Annotated in this window: 18 protein-coding genes; 10 read left to right on the top strand and 8 right to left on the bottom strand. The window is 65.6% G+C overall.

Features of this window, described 5'->3' with window-relative positions; genetic code table 11:
• Nucleotides 1-18 precede the first annotated feature (18 nt).
• Nucleotides 19-753, top strand: coding sequence for an MBL fold metallo-hydrolase (locus XH84_RS17750; protein WP_128922976.1), 735 nt, complete (start codon nt 19-21; stop codon nt 751-753).
• 1 nt (nt 754) lies between these two features.
• A complete protein-coding gene (locus tag XH84_RS17745; RefSeq protein WP_128922977.1) occupies nt 755-2,080 on the top strand; it encodes an MATE family efflux transporter in 1,326 nt (441 codons plus the stop codon).
• Nucleotides 2,081-2,231: 151 nt separating this feature from the next.
• On the opposite strand, the gene XH84_RS17740 is transcribed toward XH84_RS17745, so the two are convergent.
• Together XH84_RS17740 and XH84_RS17735 are read right to left on the bottom strand one after the other, a co-directional pair.
• On the bottom strand, nt 2,232-3,329 hold the full coding sequence (locus XH84_RS17740) for a quinone-dependent dihydroorotate dehydrogenase (RefSeq protein WP_128922978.1): 1,098 nt from the start codon (nt 3,327-3,329) through the stop codon (nt 2,232-2,234).
• Nucleotides 3,326-3,670, bottom strand: coding sequence for a DUF952 domain-containing protein (locus XH84_RS17735; RefSeq protein WP_128922979.1), 345 nt, complete (start codon nt 3,668-3,670; stop codon nt 3,326-3,328). The genes XH84_RS17740 and XH84_RS17735 overlap by 4 nt, the downstream gene beginning before the upstream one ends.
• Before the next feature lie 294 nt (nt 3,671-3,964).
• On the opposite strand from XH84_RS17735, the gene XH84_RS17725 reads away from it, so the two are divergent.
• On the top strand, nt 3,965-4,621 hold the full coding sequence (locus tag XH84_RS17725; protein WP_128922981.1) for a S24 family peptidase: 657 nt from the start codon (nt 3,965-3,967) through the stop codon (nt 4,619-4,621).
• Between the two features lie 133 nt (nt 4,622-4,754).
• Complete coding sequence (locus XH84_RS17720; RefSeq protein ID WP_128922982.1) at nt 4,755-5,507, top strand: carbonic anhydrase; 753 nt, start codon at nt 4,755-4,757, stop codon at nt 5,505-5,507.
• Nucleotides 5,508-5,684: 177 nt separating this feature from the next.
• Here the strand turns inward: XH84_RS17720 and XH84_RS17715 are convergent, their stop codons facing one another.
• From XH84_RS17715 to XH84_RS17695, 5 genes are all read right to left on the bottom strand, one after another.
• The gene (locus XH84_RS17715) at nt 5,685-7,328 is read right to left on the bottom strand and encodes a lysine--tRNA ligase (protein WP_128922983.1); all 1,644 of its coding nucleotides are present in this window, start codon (nt 7,326-7,328) and stop codon (nt 5,685-5,687) included.
• Between the two features lie 186 nt (nt 7,329-7,514).
• A complete protein-coding gene (locus tag XH84_RS17710; RefSeq protein ID WP_128922984.1) occupies nt 7,515-8,450 on the bottom strand; it encodes an ABC transporter substrate-binding protein in 936 nt (311 codons plus the stop codon).
• 152 nt (nt 8,451-8,602) lie between these two features.
• On the bottom strand, nt 8,603-9,193 hold the full coding sequence (locus tag XH84_RS17705) for an SCO family protein (protein WP_128922985.1): 591 nt from the start codon (nt 9,191-9,193) through the stop codon (nt 8,603-8,605).
• A gap of 24 nt (nt 9,194-9,217) precedes the next feature.
• Nucleotides 9,218-9,412 carry a hypothetical protein gene (locus tag XH84_RS17700; protein ID WP_128922986.1) on the bottom strand — a complete coding sequence of 65 codons (195 nt, stop codon included), beginning with the start codon at nt 9,410-9,412 and terminating at the stop codon, nt 9,218-9,220.
• 125 nt (nt 9,413-9,537) lie between these two features.
• The gene (locus XH84_RS17695; protein ID WP_164936696.1) at nt 9,538-10,059 is read right to left on the bottom strand and encodes a hypothetical protein; all 522 of its coding nucleotides are present in this window, start codon (nt 10,057-10,059) and stop codon (nt 9,538-9,540) included.
• A 265-nt stretch (nt 10,060-10,324) separates the two neighbouring features.
• On the opposite strand from XH84_RS17695, the gene XH84_RS17690 reads away from it, so the two are divergent.
• The 6 genes from XH84_RS17690 to XH84_RS17665 all read left to right on the top strand — a co-directional run bounded on the left by XH84_RS17690 (nt 10,325) and on the right by XH84_RS17665 (nt 17,363).
• Nucleotides 10,325-11,983: an FAD-binding dehydrogenase gene (locus tag XH84_RS17690; protein ID WP_128922988.1), complete on the top strand. Its 1,659-nt coding sequence runs from the start codon at nt 10,325-10,327 to the stop codon at nt 11,981-11,983.
• Between the two features lie 166 nt (nt 11,984-12,149).
• A complete protein-coding gene (locus XH84_RS17685) occupies nt 12,150-12,500 on the top strand; it encodes a RidA family protein (protein ID WP_128922989.1) in 351 nt (116 codons plus the stop codon).
• Nucleotides 12,501-12,652: 152 nt separating this feature from the next.
• Nucleotides 12,653-13,018, top strand: coding sequence for a nuclear transport factor 2 family protein (locus tag XH84_RS17680; RefSeq protein WP_128922990.1), 366 nt, complete (start codon nt 12,653-12,655; stop codon nt 13,016-13,018).
• A 299-nt stretch (nt 13,019-13,317) separates the two neighbouring features.
• Entirely contained in the window at nt 13,318-15,906 is a 2,589-nt protein-coding gene (locus tag XH84_RS17675; protein WP_128922991.1) for a ligase-associated DNA damage response DEXH box helicase, read from the top strand.
• A 53-nt stretch (nt 15,907-15,959) separates the two neighbouring features.
• Nucleotides 15,960-16,631 carry a ligase-associated DNA damage response endonuclease PdeM gene (gene pdeM / locus XH84_RS17670; RefSeq protein WP_164936697.1) on the top strand — a complete coding sequence of 224 codons (672 nt, stop codon included), beginning with the start codon at nt 15,960-15,962 and terminating at the stop codon, nt 16,629-16,631.
• 300 nt (nt 16,632-16,931) lie between these two features.
• Complete coding sequence (locus tag XH84_RS17665) at nt 16,932-17,363, top strand: hypothetical protein (RefSeq protein WP_128922993.1); 432 nt, start codon at nt 16,932-16,934, stop codon at nt 17,361-17,363.
• Nucleotides 17,364-17,486: 123 nt separating this feature from the next.
• Here the strand turns inward: XH84_RS17665 and XH84_RS17660 are convergent, their stop codons facing one another.
• The gene (locus XH84_RS17660) at nt 17,487-18,266 is read right to left on the bottom strand and encodes a DUF2865 domain-containing protein (protein ID WP_164936698.1); all 780 of its coding nucleotides are present in this window, start codon (nt 18,264-18,266) and stop codon (nt 17,487-17,489) included.
• Nucleotides 18,267-18,313: the final 47 nt, after the last annotated feature.

Below are 18,313 nucleotides of genomic sequence, written 5' to 3'. Positions count from 1 at the left end.
ATTGGGAGCCCGCAGCCGATGCAATTGCGCTTTGTCGGCTGCGGCGACGCCTTCGGCTCCGGCGGCAGGCTCAACACCTGCTTTCACGTCTCCGGGCGCGAGGCCAACTTCCTGATCGATTGCGGCGCGTCGGCTTTGCCGGCGCTGAAGCGGCTGGAGATCGCGTGCGACGAGATCGATCTGATCCTGATCACGCATTTCCACGGCGATCATTTCGCCGGGCTGCCGTTCCTGCTGCTCGATGCGCAGTTCTCGCGGCGGACGCGGCCGCTGACGATCGCGGGCCCGCAAGGCATCGAGAGGCGGCTGCGTGAGGTCATGGAGGCGCTGTTCGAGCACTCCTCGAAGACAAAACAGCGCTTCGAGCTTGATGTCGTCGAGCTTGCGCCCGAGCAAAGCCGGACTTTCGGCACCGTGACGGTGATGCCCTATCCCGTCGTGCACGGCGAATCCGGGGGGCCCTTCCTCGCCTACCGCGTCGAGGCCGAGGGCCGCACGCTCGCCTACAGCGCCGATACCGAATGGACGGAAACGCTCATTCCGCTGGCGTACGGCGCGGACCTTTTCATCGCCGAGGCCTATATGTACGAGAAGGTGGTCAAGAACCATCTCAGCCTGAAGACCTTGGAACAGCATCTTCCTGCAATCGGCGCCAAGCGGCTCGTCCTCACCCATATGAGCGACGACATGCTCTCGCGCCTGGACGATATTGCGCATCTCGCCGCCGAAGACGGCATGGTCCTCGTATTCTGAAATGCACGCGCCCGTTCCCCTCAAGATCGGCTCCCGCCAGGTGTTCGCCATCGCAGGTCCCGCGATGGTCGCGAACCTGACCACGCCGCTGATCGGCATTGTCTCGACCACAGCGATTGGCCGCCTCGACGATGCCGCCCTGCTCGGCGGCGTCGCGATCGCGTCGGTGATCTTCGACTGCCTGTTCTGGCTGTTCGGCTTCCTGCGCATGAGCACGCTCGCCTTCACTGCGCAATCGCTGGGCGCAGGCGAGGTGCGTGAGCCGAGCGCGATCCTGGCGCGCGGCTTCATCGTCGCCGGCCTGATCGGCGCCGCGCTGATCGCGCTGCAATTGCCGCTGGCCGCGGTGCTGTTCGACCTCATGGGCGGCAGCGAAGGCGTGACGCGGGCAGCACAGACCTACTTCGGAATCAGGATCTGGTCGTCGCCGTTCGCGCTCGCCAATTACGTCATTCTCGGCTGGCTGATCGGCCAGGCCCGCGCCAATTCAGCATTGCTGCTTCAGGTCGTCGTCAACCTCGTCAACATGGCGGCGACGATCCTGCTGGTGCTGGTCTACCACGCCGGCATCGCCGGCGCCGCGATCGCCGCGCTGTCGTCGGAAGCGGTCGGGTTCGCCCTCGGTCTGGTCGTCTGCCGTCACTATGCCGATGGCGGCTTCGCCCTGCCCATCGCAACCCTGCTCGACCGCGACAAGCTGTTGCGGATGCTGGCGGTGAATTCCGACATCATGATCCGCACCGCGGCGCTGATCGTCGTGTTCCTGTTCTTCACCGCCAAGGGCGCGCAGGCCGGCGACGTCACGCTGGCCGCCAACTCCGTGCTCAACAACTTCCTGCTGGTCAGCGCCTTCTTCCTCGACGGCCTCGCCAACGCGGCCCAGCAGCTCTGCGGCCGCACTCTCGGCGCACGCGATGCAAGAGGCTTTGCCGCCTCGACCCGGCTGGTGCTGCTCTGGGGGCTCGGCTTCGCCATCGTCGTCGCCGTGCTGTTCGCGCTGTTCGGGCCGGGGCTGATCGATGTCATGACGGCGAGCGAGGACGTGCGCCGGGCGGCGCGCGAATTCCTTCCCTTCGTCGTGCTCGCGCCGATCCCCGGCGTGTTCGCCTTCGGCTTCGACGGCATCTATATCGGCGCGACCTGGGCGCGCGAGATGCGCAATCTGATGCTGGCTTCGCTCGCGATCTTCCTCGGCACCTGGTGGGCGCTGCAATCGTTCGGCAATGCCGGATTGTGGTGGGCGCTGATGGCCTCCTACCTCTCGCGCGGCGGGTTGCAGGCCGCGCGCTATCCGGCACAGTTCAGGGCGACGTTTTCGAAACTGTGACGATCGTGTCCCGGACGCGCTGCAGCGTGAAACGCTGCTGCGCAGAGCCGGAATCCAGCTCTCCTCGAATTCGCTGCCACATGGGCCCCGGCTCTGCAGCGCATCACGCGGAAGACGGCGCGCTGCGCTGCGTCCGGGGCATGAGACCGTCTCACATCCCCGGCCAGTCTTCCGCCGTGAGCGTCGCAGCATCCGCGCCGACGATCTCGGACAGCGAATCCCGCCCGGTGCGGAGCAGGGTCGAGGTGAGGTCGCGCTTGATCTCGTCGACGAGGCCGAGGCCCTTGTAGACCAGCGACGAATAGAGCTGGATCAGGCTTGCGCCCGCGCGGATCTTGGTCAGCGCGGCGCCGCCGGAATCCACGCCGCCGACGCCGATCAGCGGGAATGCCCCCTCGACGCGCACATAGGTCTCCGCCACCATCCGCGTCGACAGGCGGAACAGCGGCCGGCCGGACAGGCCGCCTTGCTCCTTGGCCCGCATCACCTCCCGCAGCGTGCTCGGCCGCGCGATCGTCGTGTTCGACACGATCATGCCGTCGACCCGGCGCGAACGCGCAACCTGCACGACGTCGTCGAGCTGGGCAAGACTGAGATCGGGCGCGATCTTGAGCAGCACCGGCGTGTCGCCGGCCTTCTGCCTGACACGCTCGCGCGCATCGATCACGCGTGCGAGGAGATCGTCGAGCAGCGCGCCTTCCTGCAAATTGCGCAGGCCCGGCGTGTTCGGCGAGGAGACGTTGACGGTGAAATAGCTCGCAACCGGCGCAAAAGTCTCGATCAGCGTGACGTAATCGGCGACGCGGTCGGGCGAATCCTTGTTGGCGCCGACATTGACGCCGACGATGCCGCCGTGCTGCGCGCGCGCAGCCAGGCGGCGCAATGCGGCGTCCGCGCCGTCATTGTTGAAGCCCATGCGGTTGATGATGGCCTCGTCGCGCTCGAGCCGGAACAGCCGCGGCCGCGGGTTGCCGGCTTGCGGCTTCGGCGTCACCGAGCCGATCTCGACGAAGCCGAAGCCGAGCCGCAGCAGCGCGTCCGGCACCTCCGCGCTCTTGTCGAAGCCGGCGGCCATGCCGATGGGATTGGGAAAGTTGAGCCCGAAGGCGCGCATCGCGAGCTTGGGATCGTCCGCGCGCGGCTTGATCGGCGGCAGGAAGCGCAGGCCCTGGATCGCCAGGCGATGCGCGTCTTCCGGATCGAGCCAGCGCAGCACCGGCAGCGAAAAGGCGTCGAAAGCGCGGATCACGGGGCAAGCTCCGGAACGTCGTGGCCGCCGTCGGAGCGGATGTTGAGGTTCATCACCGCGATGACGGCGCCGAGATCGAGCTCGCCATAGAGATGCGGAAACAGCTCCTCATTGCGCGAGCGCTCCCAGCGCAGCTCGCTGCCGAGCGCGTCGCCGTCGACCTCGACCAGGAACAGCGCACGCTGCCCGAAATAGTGCTTGCGCAAGGTCTCGGGAACCTGGGCGGCGGTCGAGAAATGGATGAAACCGTCGCGCGCATCGTCCGCGCTGCCGCGGTAGACGCCCTGCCGTTCCGCCTCGCGCCAGGCCGAGGCCGGACAGATTTTGTAGATCTTGACCACCGCTTGCGCAGTCCTGTTTGCTCTTTGAGTCTTTTGGGTTTTTTCGTCTGTTGCGGGTCTTCAAAACCCCGGCGCGACCGTAAAGGCCGGCTCTGCCGAACTCAAGACTTAGAGCCATTTCCGTTCCGATGAAATCGGAACGGGGCTCTCAATTCCGGTTTTGACGCATTTTCTTGTCGCGAACCGGTCCCCGCTTCGCTTGAAAACGCCTTCTCCCATCGCCCCTTGCGCGAAAAACAGAAAACCGGTTGATTTGAGGACAATTTTCCTGGGTTGCGACGGGCTGGACCTTCCATGGTCAGACAGGCCAAAGCGCAGAGGATGCTGACGCACGACCAGATCTGGGTCGCGCTGGATCGGCTGGCGGCGCGCGCCGGTCTGTCGCCGTCCGGCCTTGCCAAGCGCGCCGGGCTCGATCCCACCACCTTCAACAGGTCCAAGCGCGTCACCTCGGACGGCCGCGAGCGCTGGCCCTCGACTGAATCGATCGCAAAGGCGCTGGCGGCCGCCGATTCCTCGATCGAAAGCTTTGCGAGGCTGATCGACAACGATGACACGGGCGACGGGCGCTCGGTCCCGATGCTCGACTTCGCGCTGGCCAGTGCGAGCGGCGCGTTCGACGAGTCCGGCCTTCCCTCGGGAAAGGGCTGGACCGCAACCGCGCTTCCCGCCACCGAGGACGGCCACACCTTTGCGCTGGAGATTTCCGGCGATGCGTTCGCCCCGGTCTACCGCGGCGGCGACATCGTGCTGGTTTCGCCGGGCGCGCCGATCCGCAAGGGCGATCGCGTGGTGGTGAGAAGCAAGACGGGCGAGGTGACGATCGCAACGCTGAGGCGCCGCGCCGCGAAGGCACTGGAGCTGCAGCCGCTCGATGCGTCGCAGGCCGTGCGCACGATGGCGGCAGGCGATGTGGCGTGGATCGCGCGGATCGTGTGGACCAGCCAGTGACCGTGACCTTGACGGCGTCGTGATCCGCATTCATGCGGGCCCCATTTCATCCCGATCGCCATTGCGACTCAGCGGCCCTCTCGCATAGGTTGCCGCCGATATTACGGCTCCAGCTTTATCTTAGGGGAATATGATGAATCGCCGTCACGCATTGAAGGCTCTCGCCGGTCTTGCGCTTTGTCCGCTGTGCAAGCCGGCTTTCGCCGCCGAAGGCGCGCATTGGAGTTATGAAGGCGCCGGTGGTCCGGCCAAATGGGGCGATCTCGACGCAGCCAACAAGGCCTGCGCGGTCGGCCTGCAGCAATCGCCGATCGACATCGAGGGGACGATCAAGTCGCAATTGCCGGTTCTGAAGCTGAACTGGGGCAAGAGCGCCGACACCATCGTCAACAACGGGCACACGATCCAGCTCAACTTCGCCGAGGGCAGCACGTTGATGCTCGGCGACGTCAAGTACAAGCTGCTGCAGGTGCACTTCCACCGGCCGAGCGAGCACATGATCGGCGGCAAGAATTTTCCGATGGAGGCGCATTTCGTCCATCGCAACGAGGCCGGCGGGCTCGCCGTGGTCGGCGTGCTGATGGCCGAGGGCAGGGCGAATCCGGCCTTCGGCAAGATCGTCAAGACCATGCCGGCGGCGGAAGGCCCGGCGGTGAAGGCCGATGCCGGCATCGATCCGCACGCTTTGCTGCCCTCGAAGCTCAGCTATTTCCGCTATCCCGGCTCGCTGACGACGCCGCCGTGCTCGGAAGTGGTCGAATGGCTGCTGCTGACCACCCCGATCCAGGTTTCGGCCGCCGACGTCGCCGCGTTCGCAAAGCTCTACCCGATGAATGCGCGCCCGGTGCAGAAGGACAACCGGCGGTACGTGCTGCGGTCGATTTGAGGTGGCGCTCCACACCACGCTGTCGTCCCGGCGAACGCCGGGACCCATACCGCGTGATCTATCGAAGAGCGGCGGTCTTCATCCCGACTCAAGCGCAACTACGAATCTTCGCCTAACCTCTCTCTGGGGTTCTAGGTCCCGGCGTTCGCCGGGACGACGATGGAGAATGTCGCAGCCTTACGCACTCCGCGCCAGCGCGCCGTCGATCATGTTCACCGCGTTCTGCACGCCATACACCGCGACGAAGGAGCCGAAGCGCGGGCCCTTCTCCTGGCCGAGCAGCACCTGATAAAGCATGTTGAACCAGTCCAGCGTGACGCCGGGGCGGCCGTCCTTGCCCTTCTTGACTTGGTCGAGGAACGGCTCGCGGCGGCCGATCTCGTAGACGACGTTCTGGATGTCCTCGGCCGAGGCGTCCGGCGCAAGCTGCGAGAGCGCATCGCGCAGATCCTGCAGCGCTGCACGCTCGGTGTCCGTCGGCACGCGGAACTGCTTCGTCGGCGCCACGAAGTCGCGGTAATAGTTGATGGCATAGCCGACCATCGCGTCGAGCTTCGGATGCGTCTGCGGCGACACGCCGGGGCGGTAGCGGCCGATGAAGCCCCACAGCGTCTCGGCATTCTCCGCGTTCGACGACGACACCAGCGTCAGCAGCAGCTGGAAGGTGACGGGCATGTCGCCCTTCGGCGGCTTGCCGTTGTGAATGTGCCAGACCGGATTGCCGAGCTGCTGCTTGCCGTCCTGCTTGGCAAAACCGTCGCTGAACTGCTGATAGTCGTCGACGTTGCGCGGGATGACGTCGAAATACAGCCGCTTGGCCGCCTTCGGCTCGCGATACATGAACAGTGACAGCGATTCCGGCGAGGCGTAGCGCAGCCATTCGTCGATGGTGAGGCCATTGCCCTTCGACTTCGAGATCTTCTGGCCCTTCTCGTCGAGGAAGAGCTCGTAGTTGAAACCCTCCGGCGGCGTGGCGCCGAGCGCTCTCGCGATCGCGCCGGACAGCTTCACGGAGTCGATCAGGTCCTTGCCGGCCATCTCGTAGTCGACGCCGAGCGCGACCCAGCGCATCGCCCAGTCGGCCTTCCACTGGCACTTGACGTTGCCCCCGGTGACCGATGTCTCGACTTCCTCGTTCGTATCGGGGTCGACATAGGTCACCGTGCCGGCCGCGACGTCGCGGCGAATCATGGGCACCTGCAGCACGACGCCTGACGTCTTGCTGATGGGGAGGAACGGCGAATAGGTGGCGCGTCGGTCGGGGCCCAGCGTTGGCAGGATGATGTCCATCACCTTGTCGTAGGCAGCTAGCATCTTGAGCAGCGTCGCGTCGAAGCGGCCTGACGTGTAGTAGTCGGTCGAGCTCGCGAACTCGTAGTCGAAGCCGAAATGATCGAGGAAGGCGCGCAGGCGTGCGTTGTTGTGGTGCCCGAACGAGGGGTACTCGTTGGAGAACGGATCCGGCACCCGCGTCAGCGGCTTGCCGAGATGCTCCGCCAGCATCTCCTTGTTGGGGACGTTGTCCGGCACCTTGCGGAAGCCGTCCATGTCGTCGGAGAAGGCGAGCAGGCGCGTCTTGATCTTGTCCTCGGTCAGCACGCGGAAGGCATGGCGCACCATCGAGGTGCGCGCGACCTCGCCGAACGTGCCGATATGCGGCAGGCCGGACGGCCCGTAGCCGGTCTCGAACAACACCTCGTTCTTCGGGCTCTTCTTCAGCCGCGCGACAATGGCCTTCGCCTGCTCGAACGGCCAGGCGTTGGATTGTTCGGCGAGCGCACGCAGATCGCTCGGGCTCATGCTGGGATCGATAACGGACATCGAGAAGGGCCTCCGGGCCGCGGAAAATAGCGATTTCCGGGCAGAATGCAATTTCGTGGACGGTATTGCCTCTTGCACCGTCATTGCGAGCGAAGCGAAGCAATCCAGACTGCTTCCGCGGTGACAGTCTGGATTGCTTCGTCGCAAGGGCTCCTCGCAATGACGGCGGAGAGAGCGACGACGACGTTAAAACGGGCTCACCGAGAAATAGCGCAGCCACAGGTCGGTGTAGCGGCCTTTTTCCCAGACGCGGAACAGCGCCCAGTTCAGGGCTTGGCGCAGCACGTCGTTGCCCTTGCGCACGGCGATGCCGATGCCTTCGCCGAAGAAACGGCTCTCGACGAAGGGGCCGCCGGAGAAGGCGCAGCAATCGCCGGAATCGGTGCCGTTGATCCAGAACGCCAGCGAGATGGCGTCGCCGAAGATGAAATCGACCTCGCCCTTGCGCAACGCGGCGCGCATCGCCTCGTCACTGGGATAGGCATGCAGCTCCGCGTCGGTGAACATGGCCTTCAGATACGCCTCGTGCGCGGAGCCGCCGATGACGCCAACCTTCTTGCCCTCGAGATATTCCGGCCGGATCTCCGGCATCACCGCGTCCTTGCGCGAGGCGAAGCGCGCCGGCACGCGATAATAGGGATCGGTGAAGTCGACCCGGGCACGCAGTTGCGGGCTCACCGCCATCGAGGCGATGATGGCATCGCCGCGGTTGGAAGAGAGCGCGTCGACCAGCGTCTCGAAGCGGCGCATCTGCACCGTGCAGGTGACCTTGATCTCCTCGCACAGGCTGCGCGCGAGATCGACGTTGAAGCCGGCCGGGTTGCCGTCGGCGCCGGTGTAGTTGAACGGCGGATAGTCGGTCTCGGTCAGGAAGCGGATCACGGTCAGGCGCGACAGGTCCGGCCGTTCCGGCCGCCGCCTGGGGTCCCAGAAGCCGGGCACGGCCTGTGGAGCGGCCTGGGGCGAGACCTGCGGCGTCGCCTGAGGCGCCGCCGGGGGCCGTTTGGCGGGAGCCTGGGCGCTTGCGGCGGACAGGCCCGTGAGCAGGCAGGCGCCGACAGCCAGCCCCGTCAGCAAGCTACGGGCAGATTTAATCGATTTCGCTTGGTGCGATGGAGCCATCGGCCGGAAATGAACGAATTTCGTTGGGATCGGAGGGCGTTATAGACCATCCCGGCGGGAACGCGAGCCGAAATGCGGCCAAGGCGAAGGTGCGCTCCCTCCCCCGTGAGCGGGGGAGGGAGCAGCGGAGTTCGCGGCAGGTCGACCAGTTCTCAGAGATACTTCTTCAAATCCGCCGCGGCTTCTTCCGGAGTCCGTTTCAGGTTGAACGGCGAGACGAAGCGGCCGTCGCGGTCCATCAGGTAGATCAGCGCGGTGTGGTCCATGGTGTAGTCGCCGTCCTTGGTCGGGACCTTCTTGGCGTAGACCCGGTAGGAGGTGATGACCTTGGCGGTCTCGGCGGGATCGCCGGACAGGCCCTCGAGGTGCGGATCGAAGCTCGACAGATACTCCTTCATGGTCGCCGGCGTGTCGCGCTCGGGATCGACCGAGATGAAGATGGCGTTGACCTTGTCGGCATCCTTGCCCATCGCGCGCAGCACTTCCGAGATCTCGAACAGCGAGGTCGGGCAGACGTCTGGGCAATGGGTGTAGCCGAAGAAGATCAGGGTCGGCTTGCCCTTGAGGCTCGTGTCGGTGACGGCCTTGCCGTTCTGGTCGGTGAGCTGGAACGGGCCGCCGATCGCGGCCGGTTGTGCCACCTTGCTGACCCCGCCCATGGCCCAGAACATGATCAGGAGCCCGACAACGAGGCTTGCGGCGAAGGCGGTCGCGATCACCAGCGGACGGGTGGCGGAGCTCATGAGCGGAAAACTTCCTGTCGCGGATCAGAAGCAGGCGGCGAAACCGGTCCTGATCATTTCGAAGAACATCTGCGTGCCGTAGTGGAACCACAGCGCCAGCGCGCCGAGCACGAGCAATCCACAGGTCGCCGCGCCCGACAACAGCAGCACGGGCGGCGTCCGGCCGGCAGTGGACGAATTGTCCTGTAACGGATGCGTCGGGTGCAGTGGTTGAGCCATGACAACGATCGAGGGCGAAAGGCCCCGGTTCCCAAGCCTTCTAGATAGGATACCTTCAGATAAGCTTTGGCCCGCCTGCGGACAAGCCGCAGGCGGGCCGGAACGATCCAGTCAGGCCGAGAATGTCAGCGCGCGAGCTGGCCCCGGGCGGATTCGATCTGGTCCCCTTGCGGGAGGGGCCGGCGGGACGGCTTGATGGTCGAAGCCTGCGCGTCCAGGTAGCAGGGCTTGTACATGGTCTGGAGTTGTTTGCCCTTCAGGAACAGCATGTGCGGGGTGAGGCCGCCACGCTGGCTGATCCAGCGCTTCACCTGCGAGGGGTACATCGCATAGAGCATCTGGGTCGCCTCGGGATTGGTGACGGCGCGGCCATTGCTGCCGAAATCCCAGGCGGCGTGGAAGCCGAGCGTCGCGCTCGAGGTCACGCAGATGCGGTCATGCGGGATGGCGCCGAGGACGATGGTGCAGGCGGAGGCGCACAGACCGTCGATGATGACGGTCTCGCCTGATTGACGCAGGTCCTGATACCTGTCGACGTAGGTTCCAATCCGGCCACCGCGGTCATCCGCGATCCGAACCACCGCGTGAGAAGCCCCCATGCCAGCGATCAACAGAACCGCCGCAAGCAACCCCGTCAGAAACTTCATTGTTCCCCGCCCCAGTCGAATTCGAATCTGCGTGTCAGGTGGTGATGCACGGCTAGCGTCCGTCGTAACCAAGGTTTTGTCTAGGCAGGCCGGCTGGCCCAAAACAAATTCAAATCCAGTGTTGCGTCCGCGCTGCACTCGAGGGGTCTTTATCCCAGACTGGAACAAGTTAACGATGTCTTGCGCGCCATGCCCTTGATCTCAGTTACAACCGCTGGCTTCAATCCGGGCAATTACAGGGGGGAACTCATGGAGGGGGACATGCATGGCTGAGGAAACAGACGTCATCGTCGTCGGCGCGGGACTGTCGGGCCTCGTGGCCGCCACCGAGATTGCCGACGCGGGCAAGCGCGTGATCGTGGTCGACCAGGAGGGCGAGCAGTCGATCGGCGGCCAGGCCTTCTGGTCGTTCGGCGGATTGTTCCTGGTCGATTCGCCGGAGCAGCGCCGGCTCGGCATCAAGGATTGCTTCGACCTCGCCATGCAGGACTGGATCGGCGCCGCCGGCTTCGACCGCGACGAGGATTTCTGGCCGCGGCAATGGGCCGAGGCCTATGTCGCATTCGCGGCCGGCGAGAAGCGCGCCTGGCTGCGGGCGATGGGCCATCGCTTCTTTCCCGTGGTCGGCTGGGCCGAGCGCGGCGGCTACGACGCGATGGGACACGGCAATTCGGTACCGCGCTTTCACGTCACCTGGGGCACCGGGCCCGGTATCGTCGAGCCGTTCGAGCGCCGCGCGCGCGAGGCGATGAAGAGCGGCCGCTTGATCTTCAAGTTCCGCCATCGCGTCGACGCGCTCTCGATCACCAACGGCACGGTGGATGGCGTCAGTGGTGCCGTCCTCGCGCCTGATAGCGTCGAGCGCGGCAAGAGCTCTTCGCGCAACGTGATCGGCGAGTTCGCGCTCAAGGCCCAGGCCGTGATCGTCGCGTCCGGCGGCATCGGCGGCAATCACGAACTGGTCCGGCAGAACTGGCCTAAGCGGCTCGGTGAGCCCCCGAAATTCATGATCTCCGGCGTGCCCGATCATGTCGACGGCCGCATGATCGGCATCACGGAGACATCAGGCGCGCGGCTGATCAACCGCGACCGCATGTGGCATTATGTCGAGGGCATCCAGAACTGGTCACCGATCTGGCCGCGACACGGCATCCGCATCCTGCCAGGCCCTTCCTCGATGTGGTTCGACGCAACAGGCACGCGGCTGCCGGCGCCGCTCTTCCCCGGCTCCGACACGCTCGGCCAGCTCAAATACATCATGTCGACGGGCTATGATTATTCCTGGTTCATCCTGACCCAGAGCATCATCAAGAAGGAGTTTGCGCTGTCGGGCTCGGAGCAGAACCCTGACCTGACCGGCAAGAGCTGGCGCATGACCTTGCGCCGCGCCACCAACAAGGGCGCGCCGGCGCCGGTGGAGGCGTTCAAAAGCCATGGCGTCGACTTCATCGTCCGCGACAAGATCGAGGATCTTGTTGCGGAGATGAACAAGCTTGCCGGCAGCGACCTCCTCAAGCTCGAACATATCAGGACGCAGATCGAGGCGCGCGACCGCGAGATCGCCAATCCTTACGTCAAGGATGCGCAGGTGATGAACATCCACAATGCGCGCCGCTATATCGGCGACAGGCTGATCCGCACCGCCTCCCCACACCGGATCCTCGATCCCGCGCAGGGGCCGCTGATCGCGGTCAAGCTCAACATCCTCACCCGCAAGACGCTGGGCGGCTTCGAAACCGACCTGGAGTCCCGCGTGTTCGGCGGCGAGGGCAGCGTCATTCCCGGCCTCTACGCGGTCGGCGAAGCCGCCGGCTTCGGCGGCGGCGGCGTGCACGGCTATCGCTCGCTCGAAGGCACCTTCCTCGGCGGCTGCCTGTTCTCGGGCCGCAACGCCGGCCGGTCGGCCGCAAAGGCGGTGGTCTAACCGCATCCCGCGCTGCGCCACTCATCGCCCGACCGGGATGTAAATCTGACTGGACATGCATGCGCGTTCGGCCACGCATGCGTGCCGGGCCACGCATGCGTACCGGGGGTGGCAGAGCGCAAGGTGCTGGGCTAGACAGGGCCGCCATTCCAGTGAGGAGATCCCAATGAGCATTGAGCGTTTTGAAACCGGCCCGCGCATGAGCCAGGTCGTCGTGCACGGCAACACCGTCTATCTCGCCGGCGTCGTCGCTACCAAGGCCGCCGGCGAAAGCGTGACGAAGCAGACCCAGGACATCCTGGCGACCATCGACAGTCATCTCGCCAAGGCCGGCACCGACAAGTCGAAGCTGCTCTCGGCCACGATCTACATCACCGACATGAAGACCTTCGGCGAGATGAATGCGGTGTGGGACGCCTGGGTGTCGCCCGGCAATACCCCGGCGCGCGCCACGGTCGAAGCCAAGCTGGCGGCGCCGCAATACACCGTCGAGATCATGGTGACGGCGGCGAAGTAGTCTTCACGACCAATTCCATGCGAACGGAGCGCGATGACAACATCATCGCGCTCTTTTTTTGCGCAGCGATGACCTGCGAGGTAATCGATCGACGCGCGTGAACCTCCGATAGTGACGGTGAGCCGAATACGGCGCCATCGAAGGAGAGCACCATGACCGACCCCGTCACCATCGCCCGCCGCTACATCGAGCTCTGGAACGAGCGCACCGCCGCCCGACGCCGCGAGCTGCTCAGCGAAAACTGGACGAATGATGCGAGCTATGTCGATCCCTTGATGAAGGGCGACGGCCGCGACGGCATCGAGGCGCTGGTCGCCGGCGTGCAGCAGCGCTTTCCCGATTTCAAATTCCGCCTGATCGGCGAGCCCAACGGCTTCGGCGACCACATCCGCTTTTCCTGGGGACTCGGTCCCGACGGCGCCGATAGCCCGATCAAGGGCACTGATTTCGCCGTGCTGAAGGACGGCCGCATCAGAAGCGTGACCGGATTCCTCGATCAGGTGCCGGCCGGGGCGTAAGACTGCGGACCTTCGTTGCGCAGGCGGGGAGGGTGACGCATATGGTCTCAGCGGCTCCGGAGCGCGCGCCTCGTCCTTCGAGACGGCCGCTTCGCGGTCTCCTCAGGATGAGGCTCAGCGGCATCGCGGACTGTTGAAACTGGTGCCGCACACTCCGTCCTCATCCTGAGGGCCCGCCGAAGGCGGGCGTCTCGAAGGATGGCCGCAGAGATAGTCTTCATATGCGATAACCCTCCTCGTGCGGGCCGGGAGGGCAGGCCCCCTCGACGAAGCCATCCCTACGGCTTACCTGTCATGTTGTGCCGCCCCGTACCCTCCAAACATCGGTCGAGCCGACCACGCTGCTGCCAAGCCGCTTCCAGCAATGGTTCGTGGCCCGGGGTTGGTCGCCGCGCGCGCATCAATTGGCGCTGCTGGAGAAGGCGCGTGAGGACGCTAGCGCCCTGCTGATCGCACCGACCGGCGCCGGCAAGACGCTGGCGGGATTTCTGCCGACCCTGGTGGAGCTGTCGACCGAGGCGGCCGAACGGAAGGCGGGTGCGAAGCAAAGCCTCGTCTCCACCGGCCGCAGCGTGCAACGTTCCGGCGGCCTGCACACGCTCTACATCTCGCCGCTCAAGGCGCTGGCGGTCGACATCGCGCGCAACCTGGAGCGGCCGATCGCGGAGATGGCGCTGCCGATCAAGGTCGAAACCCGCACCGGCGACACGCCGGTGTCACGGCGCCAGCGGCAGCGCCGCTATCCGCCGGACGTGTTGCTGACGACGCCCGAGCAGCTTGCGCTGCTGCTGTCCTCCGACGACGCGCCGTTTCTGTTTTCCTCCTTGAAGCGCATCGTGCTGGACGAATTGCATGCGCTGGTGACGTCCAAGCGCGGCGATCTGCTCTCGCTTGGGCTCGCGCGGCTGTGGCGGCTGGCGCCACAGCTGCGCGCGATCGGCCTGTCGGCAACCGTGGCCGAGCCGGAGCAGCTCGCGCGCTTCCTGGTGCCGCAGCCTGGCGGCCAGGAGCGAGCCGCCGATATCGTCGTCGCCGGCGGTGCCGCGCCGCCCGAGGTCGAGATGCTCGACACGCGCGAGCGCCTGCCCTGGGCCGGCCACAGCGCGCGCCACGCGCTCCCTGAGATCTACGAGCTGATCAAGGCGAACAAGACCACGCTGATCTTCGTCAACACCCGCAGTCAGGCCGAGATGCTGTTCCAGAATCTCTGGAGCATGAACGACGACGGCCTCGCCATCGCGCTGCATCACGGCTCGCTCGACGTCGCCCAGCGTCGCAAGGTCGAAGACGCGATGTCGGCGGGCAGGCTGCGCGGCGTGGTCTGCACCTCCTCGCTCGACCTCGGCGTCGACTGGGGCGATGTCGATCTCGTCGTCAATATCGGCGCGCCCAAGGGCTCCTCGCGCCTGATGCAGCGGATCGGCCGCGCCAATCACCGTCTCGACGAGGCCTCGCGCGCGGTACTGGTGCCAGCCAACCGTTTCGAAGTGCTGGAGTGCCGCGTCGCCATCGACGCCATCGCCGAGAACGCGCAGGACACGCCGCCCTTGCGCACGGGGGCGCTCGACGTATTGGCCCAGCATGTGCTGGGCTGTGCCTGCGGCGAGCCGTTCCTCTCCGATGAACTCTATGCCGAGGTTCGCACCGCCGCGCCTTACGCCGATCTGTCGCGGCAGGATTTCGACGACGTCGTCGATTTCGTCGCCTCCGGCGGCTACGCGCTGAAGACCTATGAGCGCTTCGCCCGCATCAAGCAGGACAAGGAAGGGCGCTGGCGCGTCGCCAATCCCAAGGTGCGGCAGAGCTACCGGATGAATGTCGGCACCATCGTCGAGGACGACATGCTAAAGGTACGGCTGGTGCGCTCGCGCGCCGGCGGTGCAGGAAAAGCAGGCGGATCGACCGGCGTGATTGCGCGCGGCGGCCGGCTGCTCGGCGAGATCGAGGAAGCCTTCATCGAGGGCTTGAGCCCCGGTGATACGTTCGTGTTCTCGGGCGAAGTGGTGCGCTACGAGACCCTGGTCGAGGATCAGGTCTACGTCTCGCGGGCCCATGACAAGGACCCGAAGGTGCCGTCCTATATGGGCGGCAAGTTTCCGCTCTCGACCTATCTCGCCGAGCGCGTGCGCCGCCTGCTCGATGACGGCCGCGCGTGGGGCGGCTTGCCGGAGCAGGTGCGCGACTGGCTGTCGCTGCAAAAGGACGTCTCGCGCGTGCCGGCGGTGCGCGAGCTTCTGGTCGAGAGCTTTCCGCGCGCCAACAAGCATTATCTGGTCTGCTATCCGTTCGAAGGCCGCCTCGCGCACCAGACTCTCGGCATGCTGCTGACGCGCCGCCTGGAGCGCGCCCGCGCCCGGCCGCTCGGCTTCGTCGCCAACGAATACGCAATCGCGGTCTGGGCGCTCGGCGACATGTCCGTCATGATCCGCGACGGCCGCATCGACCTCGACGCGCTGTTTGACCCCGATATGCTCGGCGACGATCTCGAAGCCTGGCTCGCCGAATCGGCTTTGATGAAGCGCACCTTCCGCAATTGCGCGATCATCTCCGGCCTGATCGCGCGTCGCCACACCGGCGAAGAGAAGAGTCGCCGCCAGGTGCTGTTCTCGACCGATCTCGTCTATGACGTGCTACGCAAGCACCAGGCCGATCACGTCCTGCTGCGCGCCGCGCGCGCCGATGCCGCCACCGGCCTGCTCGATCTGCGCCGCCTCAGCGACATGCTGATGCGCATCCAGGGGCGCATCACGCTCCGGGAACTCGACCGCGTTTCGCCGCTCGCCGTCCCCGTCATGCTGGAAATCGGCCGCGAGTCAGTTTATGGCGAAGCTGCAGACGAGCTCTTGGCCGAAGCCGCCGATGAGCTCGTCAAAGAGGCGATGGGATAGAAGCAGGTTTCGACGTGAGGGCAGGGGCGCAGGTTTCGGGGGATGTCGACGACATGCGCGTGTCCACCGTCACTATCAGCGATGTGACTTTCGCCGCCGATCTGTCCGGCGCGCTGTTCTGGGACGAGCAGCGCCTGCTCGTCGTCTCCGACCTGCATCTGGAGAAAGGCTCCAGCTTCGCCATGCGCGGCGTGCTGCTGCCGCCTTACGATACCGCTGCGACGCTGAGCCGTCTCGCTGCGGTGATCGCCCGCCATGACCCGCGCATTGTCATCGCGCTCGGCGACAGTTTTCACGATCGTAGCGCGCATGAGCGGTTGTCCGCAGAGGATCGCGATGCCGTCGCCGCGCTGCAGACCGGGCGCGACTGGATCTGGATCTCCGGCAACCACGATCCGGCGCTGCCGCGCGATCTTGGCGGCACCGTCACGGGCGAGGTCGCGATCGGCCCGATCACCTTCCGTCACGAGCCGACCGGTGCACACGGCGAGATCGCCGGCCATCTCCATCCCAAAGCGCGCGTCTCCGCGCGCGGCCGTTCGATGGAGCGCCGCTGCTTCGCCTCCGATGGGATGCGCGCGGTGATGCCGGCGTTCGGCGCCTATGCCGGCGGCCTCAGCATCCGCGACGCGGCATTCGCAAAGATCTTTCCGGCCAATGGCTTCGTCGCCCATCTGCTCGGCGACCGCCGCGTCCACGCCATTGCGGCCTCGCGCTGCTATTGAGCCCCGCGGAAATTAGGACAGCACTGCGTTCGGTAGTTTTCCGGAATCGCCCAAGTCTGTTGCCGGCTCTAGCGTGACGCTTGCCGGGGCTGGAATTTCTGATCCCGAACAAGATTGTAACCGGCAAGGGGTCGCTGCGAGGCGGCCCCTTTCGATTCCGCGATCCGAGACGAGCTTAGCGGCGATCCTTGTCGAGTCCGGAACAAATTAAGAACACTTTAGCAAGTCTTTGATATATCATTGTGATTCGGCGCAATGCCGACACAATATCTAGCGTCTGTCAGACTTTGCGAGGACTAGATGTCCACCATCGCCTTCGATCAATTTGCCCTCACCCGGATCGCCGATTTCGCGCGCTCGCTGTCGCGGCTGCATCAGGCGGCGCGGCGCCAGAGGATCGACGACGACCAGTTCGACCGCGAGTTCAACGCGGTGTGCCAGTCGATCTGGGGCTACACCATCGATGACGTCAGCGACGATCTGTTCTCGGTCGAGGATCATCTGTTTCTCGACACGCTGGACGAAGCGCAGGCGCGCATCTTCGCGGCCGAGCAGGGCTATGACCTCGTTGGCGATCAGGGCATGCTGACCGACTGGTGGGGTTTTTGCTGGATGATCCTGGCCGAGAAGCGCGGCCTCTTGACGCCGGAGAACCGCGCCGCTGCGCGCGCGGCGATCGAGGAGAAATATCTGGCGGCGCCGAACGTGATCGGGGTGATCATCGGAAGGTGATCGCCGTGCCCCGGACAAAGCGCATCGCGCCAGCGGTGCGCTGCAGAGCCGGGGCCCAGAAGAGCTGAGTCCCGGCTCAGCGTCGCATCGCTTCGCGCTGCGCCGCCGTCCGGGACACGAGAGCTACTCCAGCCCCGCCCGCTTCGCCGATTTCTGCGCCGTCGTCTTTGGCGCCGTCACATTGGGCAGCGTCTCACGCACGATCTCCGCAGCAGGCGTGTCCGCCGATACCGTCTCTGCCCGCACCGGCGCCACCTTCATTTCGCCGAGGCGGGCGCGGACCTGGGCGGTGAGGCCGGGATAGGAGGCGACCGGGGTGAAGTCCGCAGCCTGATCGTTGCCGACGCGGATGCCGGTATAGGCGACAAGGCCGTCAGTGGTGGCAATCACGTCGCCGGCCTTCAGCGAGGAGTCCAGTGCGAGATCGACCGGAGCAAGACCGACCGGCTCGCGGCCGTTGCAGGTGCAATCGGCGCGCAACGCCTTGCGGTAGGCGAACGCGTTCTCGCTGTCGGCGTAGCGCTCGCCGGTCTGTGAGGCGGCACCGTCGATCGAGGAGCCGAAATAGACCTTGGTCGCGGTGGCGGGACAGAACGCCTGACACATCTGCGCGGGCGAGGCGAGGCCGCGCATCAGCGGAAAATATTTGCCGTCGCAACTGCGCACGCAGAAGGCCGGGCCGGAGCCGCCGGCCGCTGCCGCGCGGGTCGGTGGCACATATTGCGGGGTTGCCGCGTTCTGTTGCCCGGTGAAGGGATCGGCGTAGGAGCTCGCCTGCTGCGGCACCTCGCGCTGCGGACGCTGCTGCTGCATGCCGCCGAAGAAGAAGTCGAACAGGCCTTCGGCCGAAACCGGGGCTGGAGCCGCGAGCAGCGGTGCCGCAAGCGTGGCGGCCACAAGCATCGCGCGACGCCGCCGGCGCGCATGGGACAGGACTGTACGCAACGCTC

The organism is Bradyrhizobium nanningense, from assembly GCF_004114535.1.
Classification (GTDB): Bacteria; Pseudomonadota; Alphaproteobacteria; order Rhizobiales; family Xanthobacteraceae; genus Bradyrhizobium; species Bradyrhizobium nanningense.
This window is presented reverse-complemented; position numbering and strand designations above follow the sequence as displayed.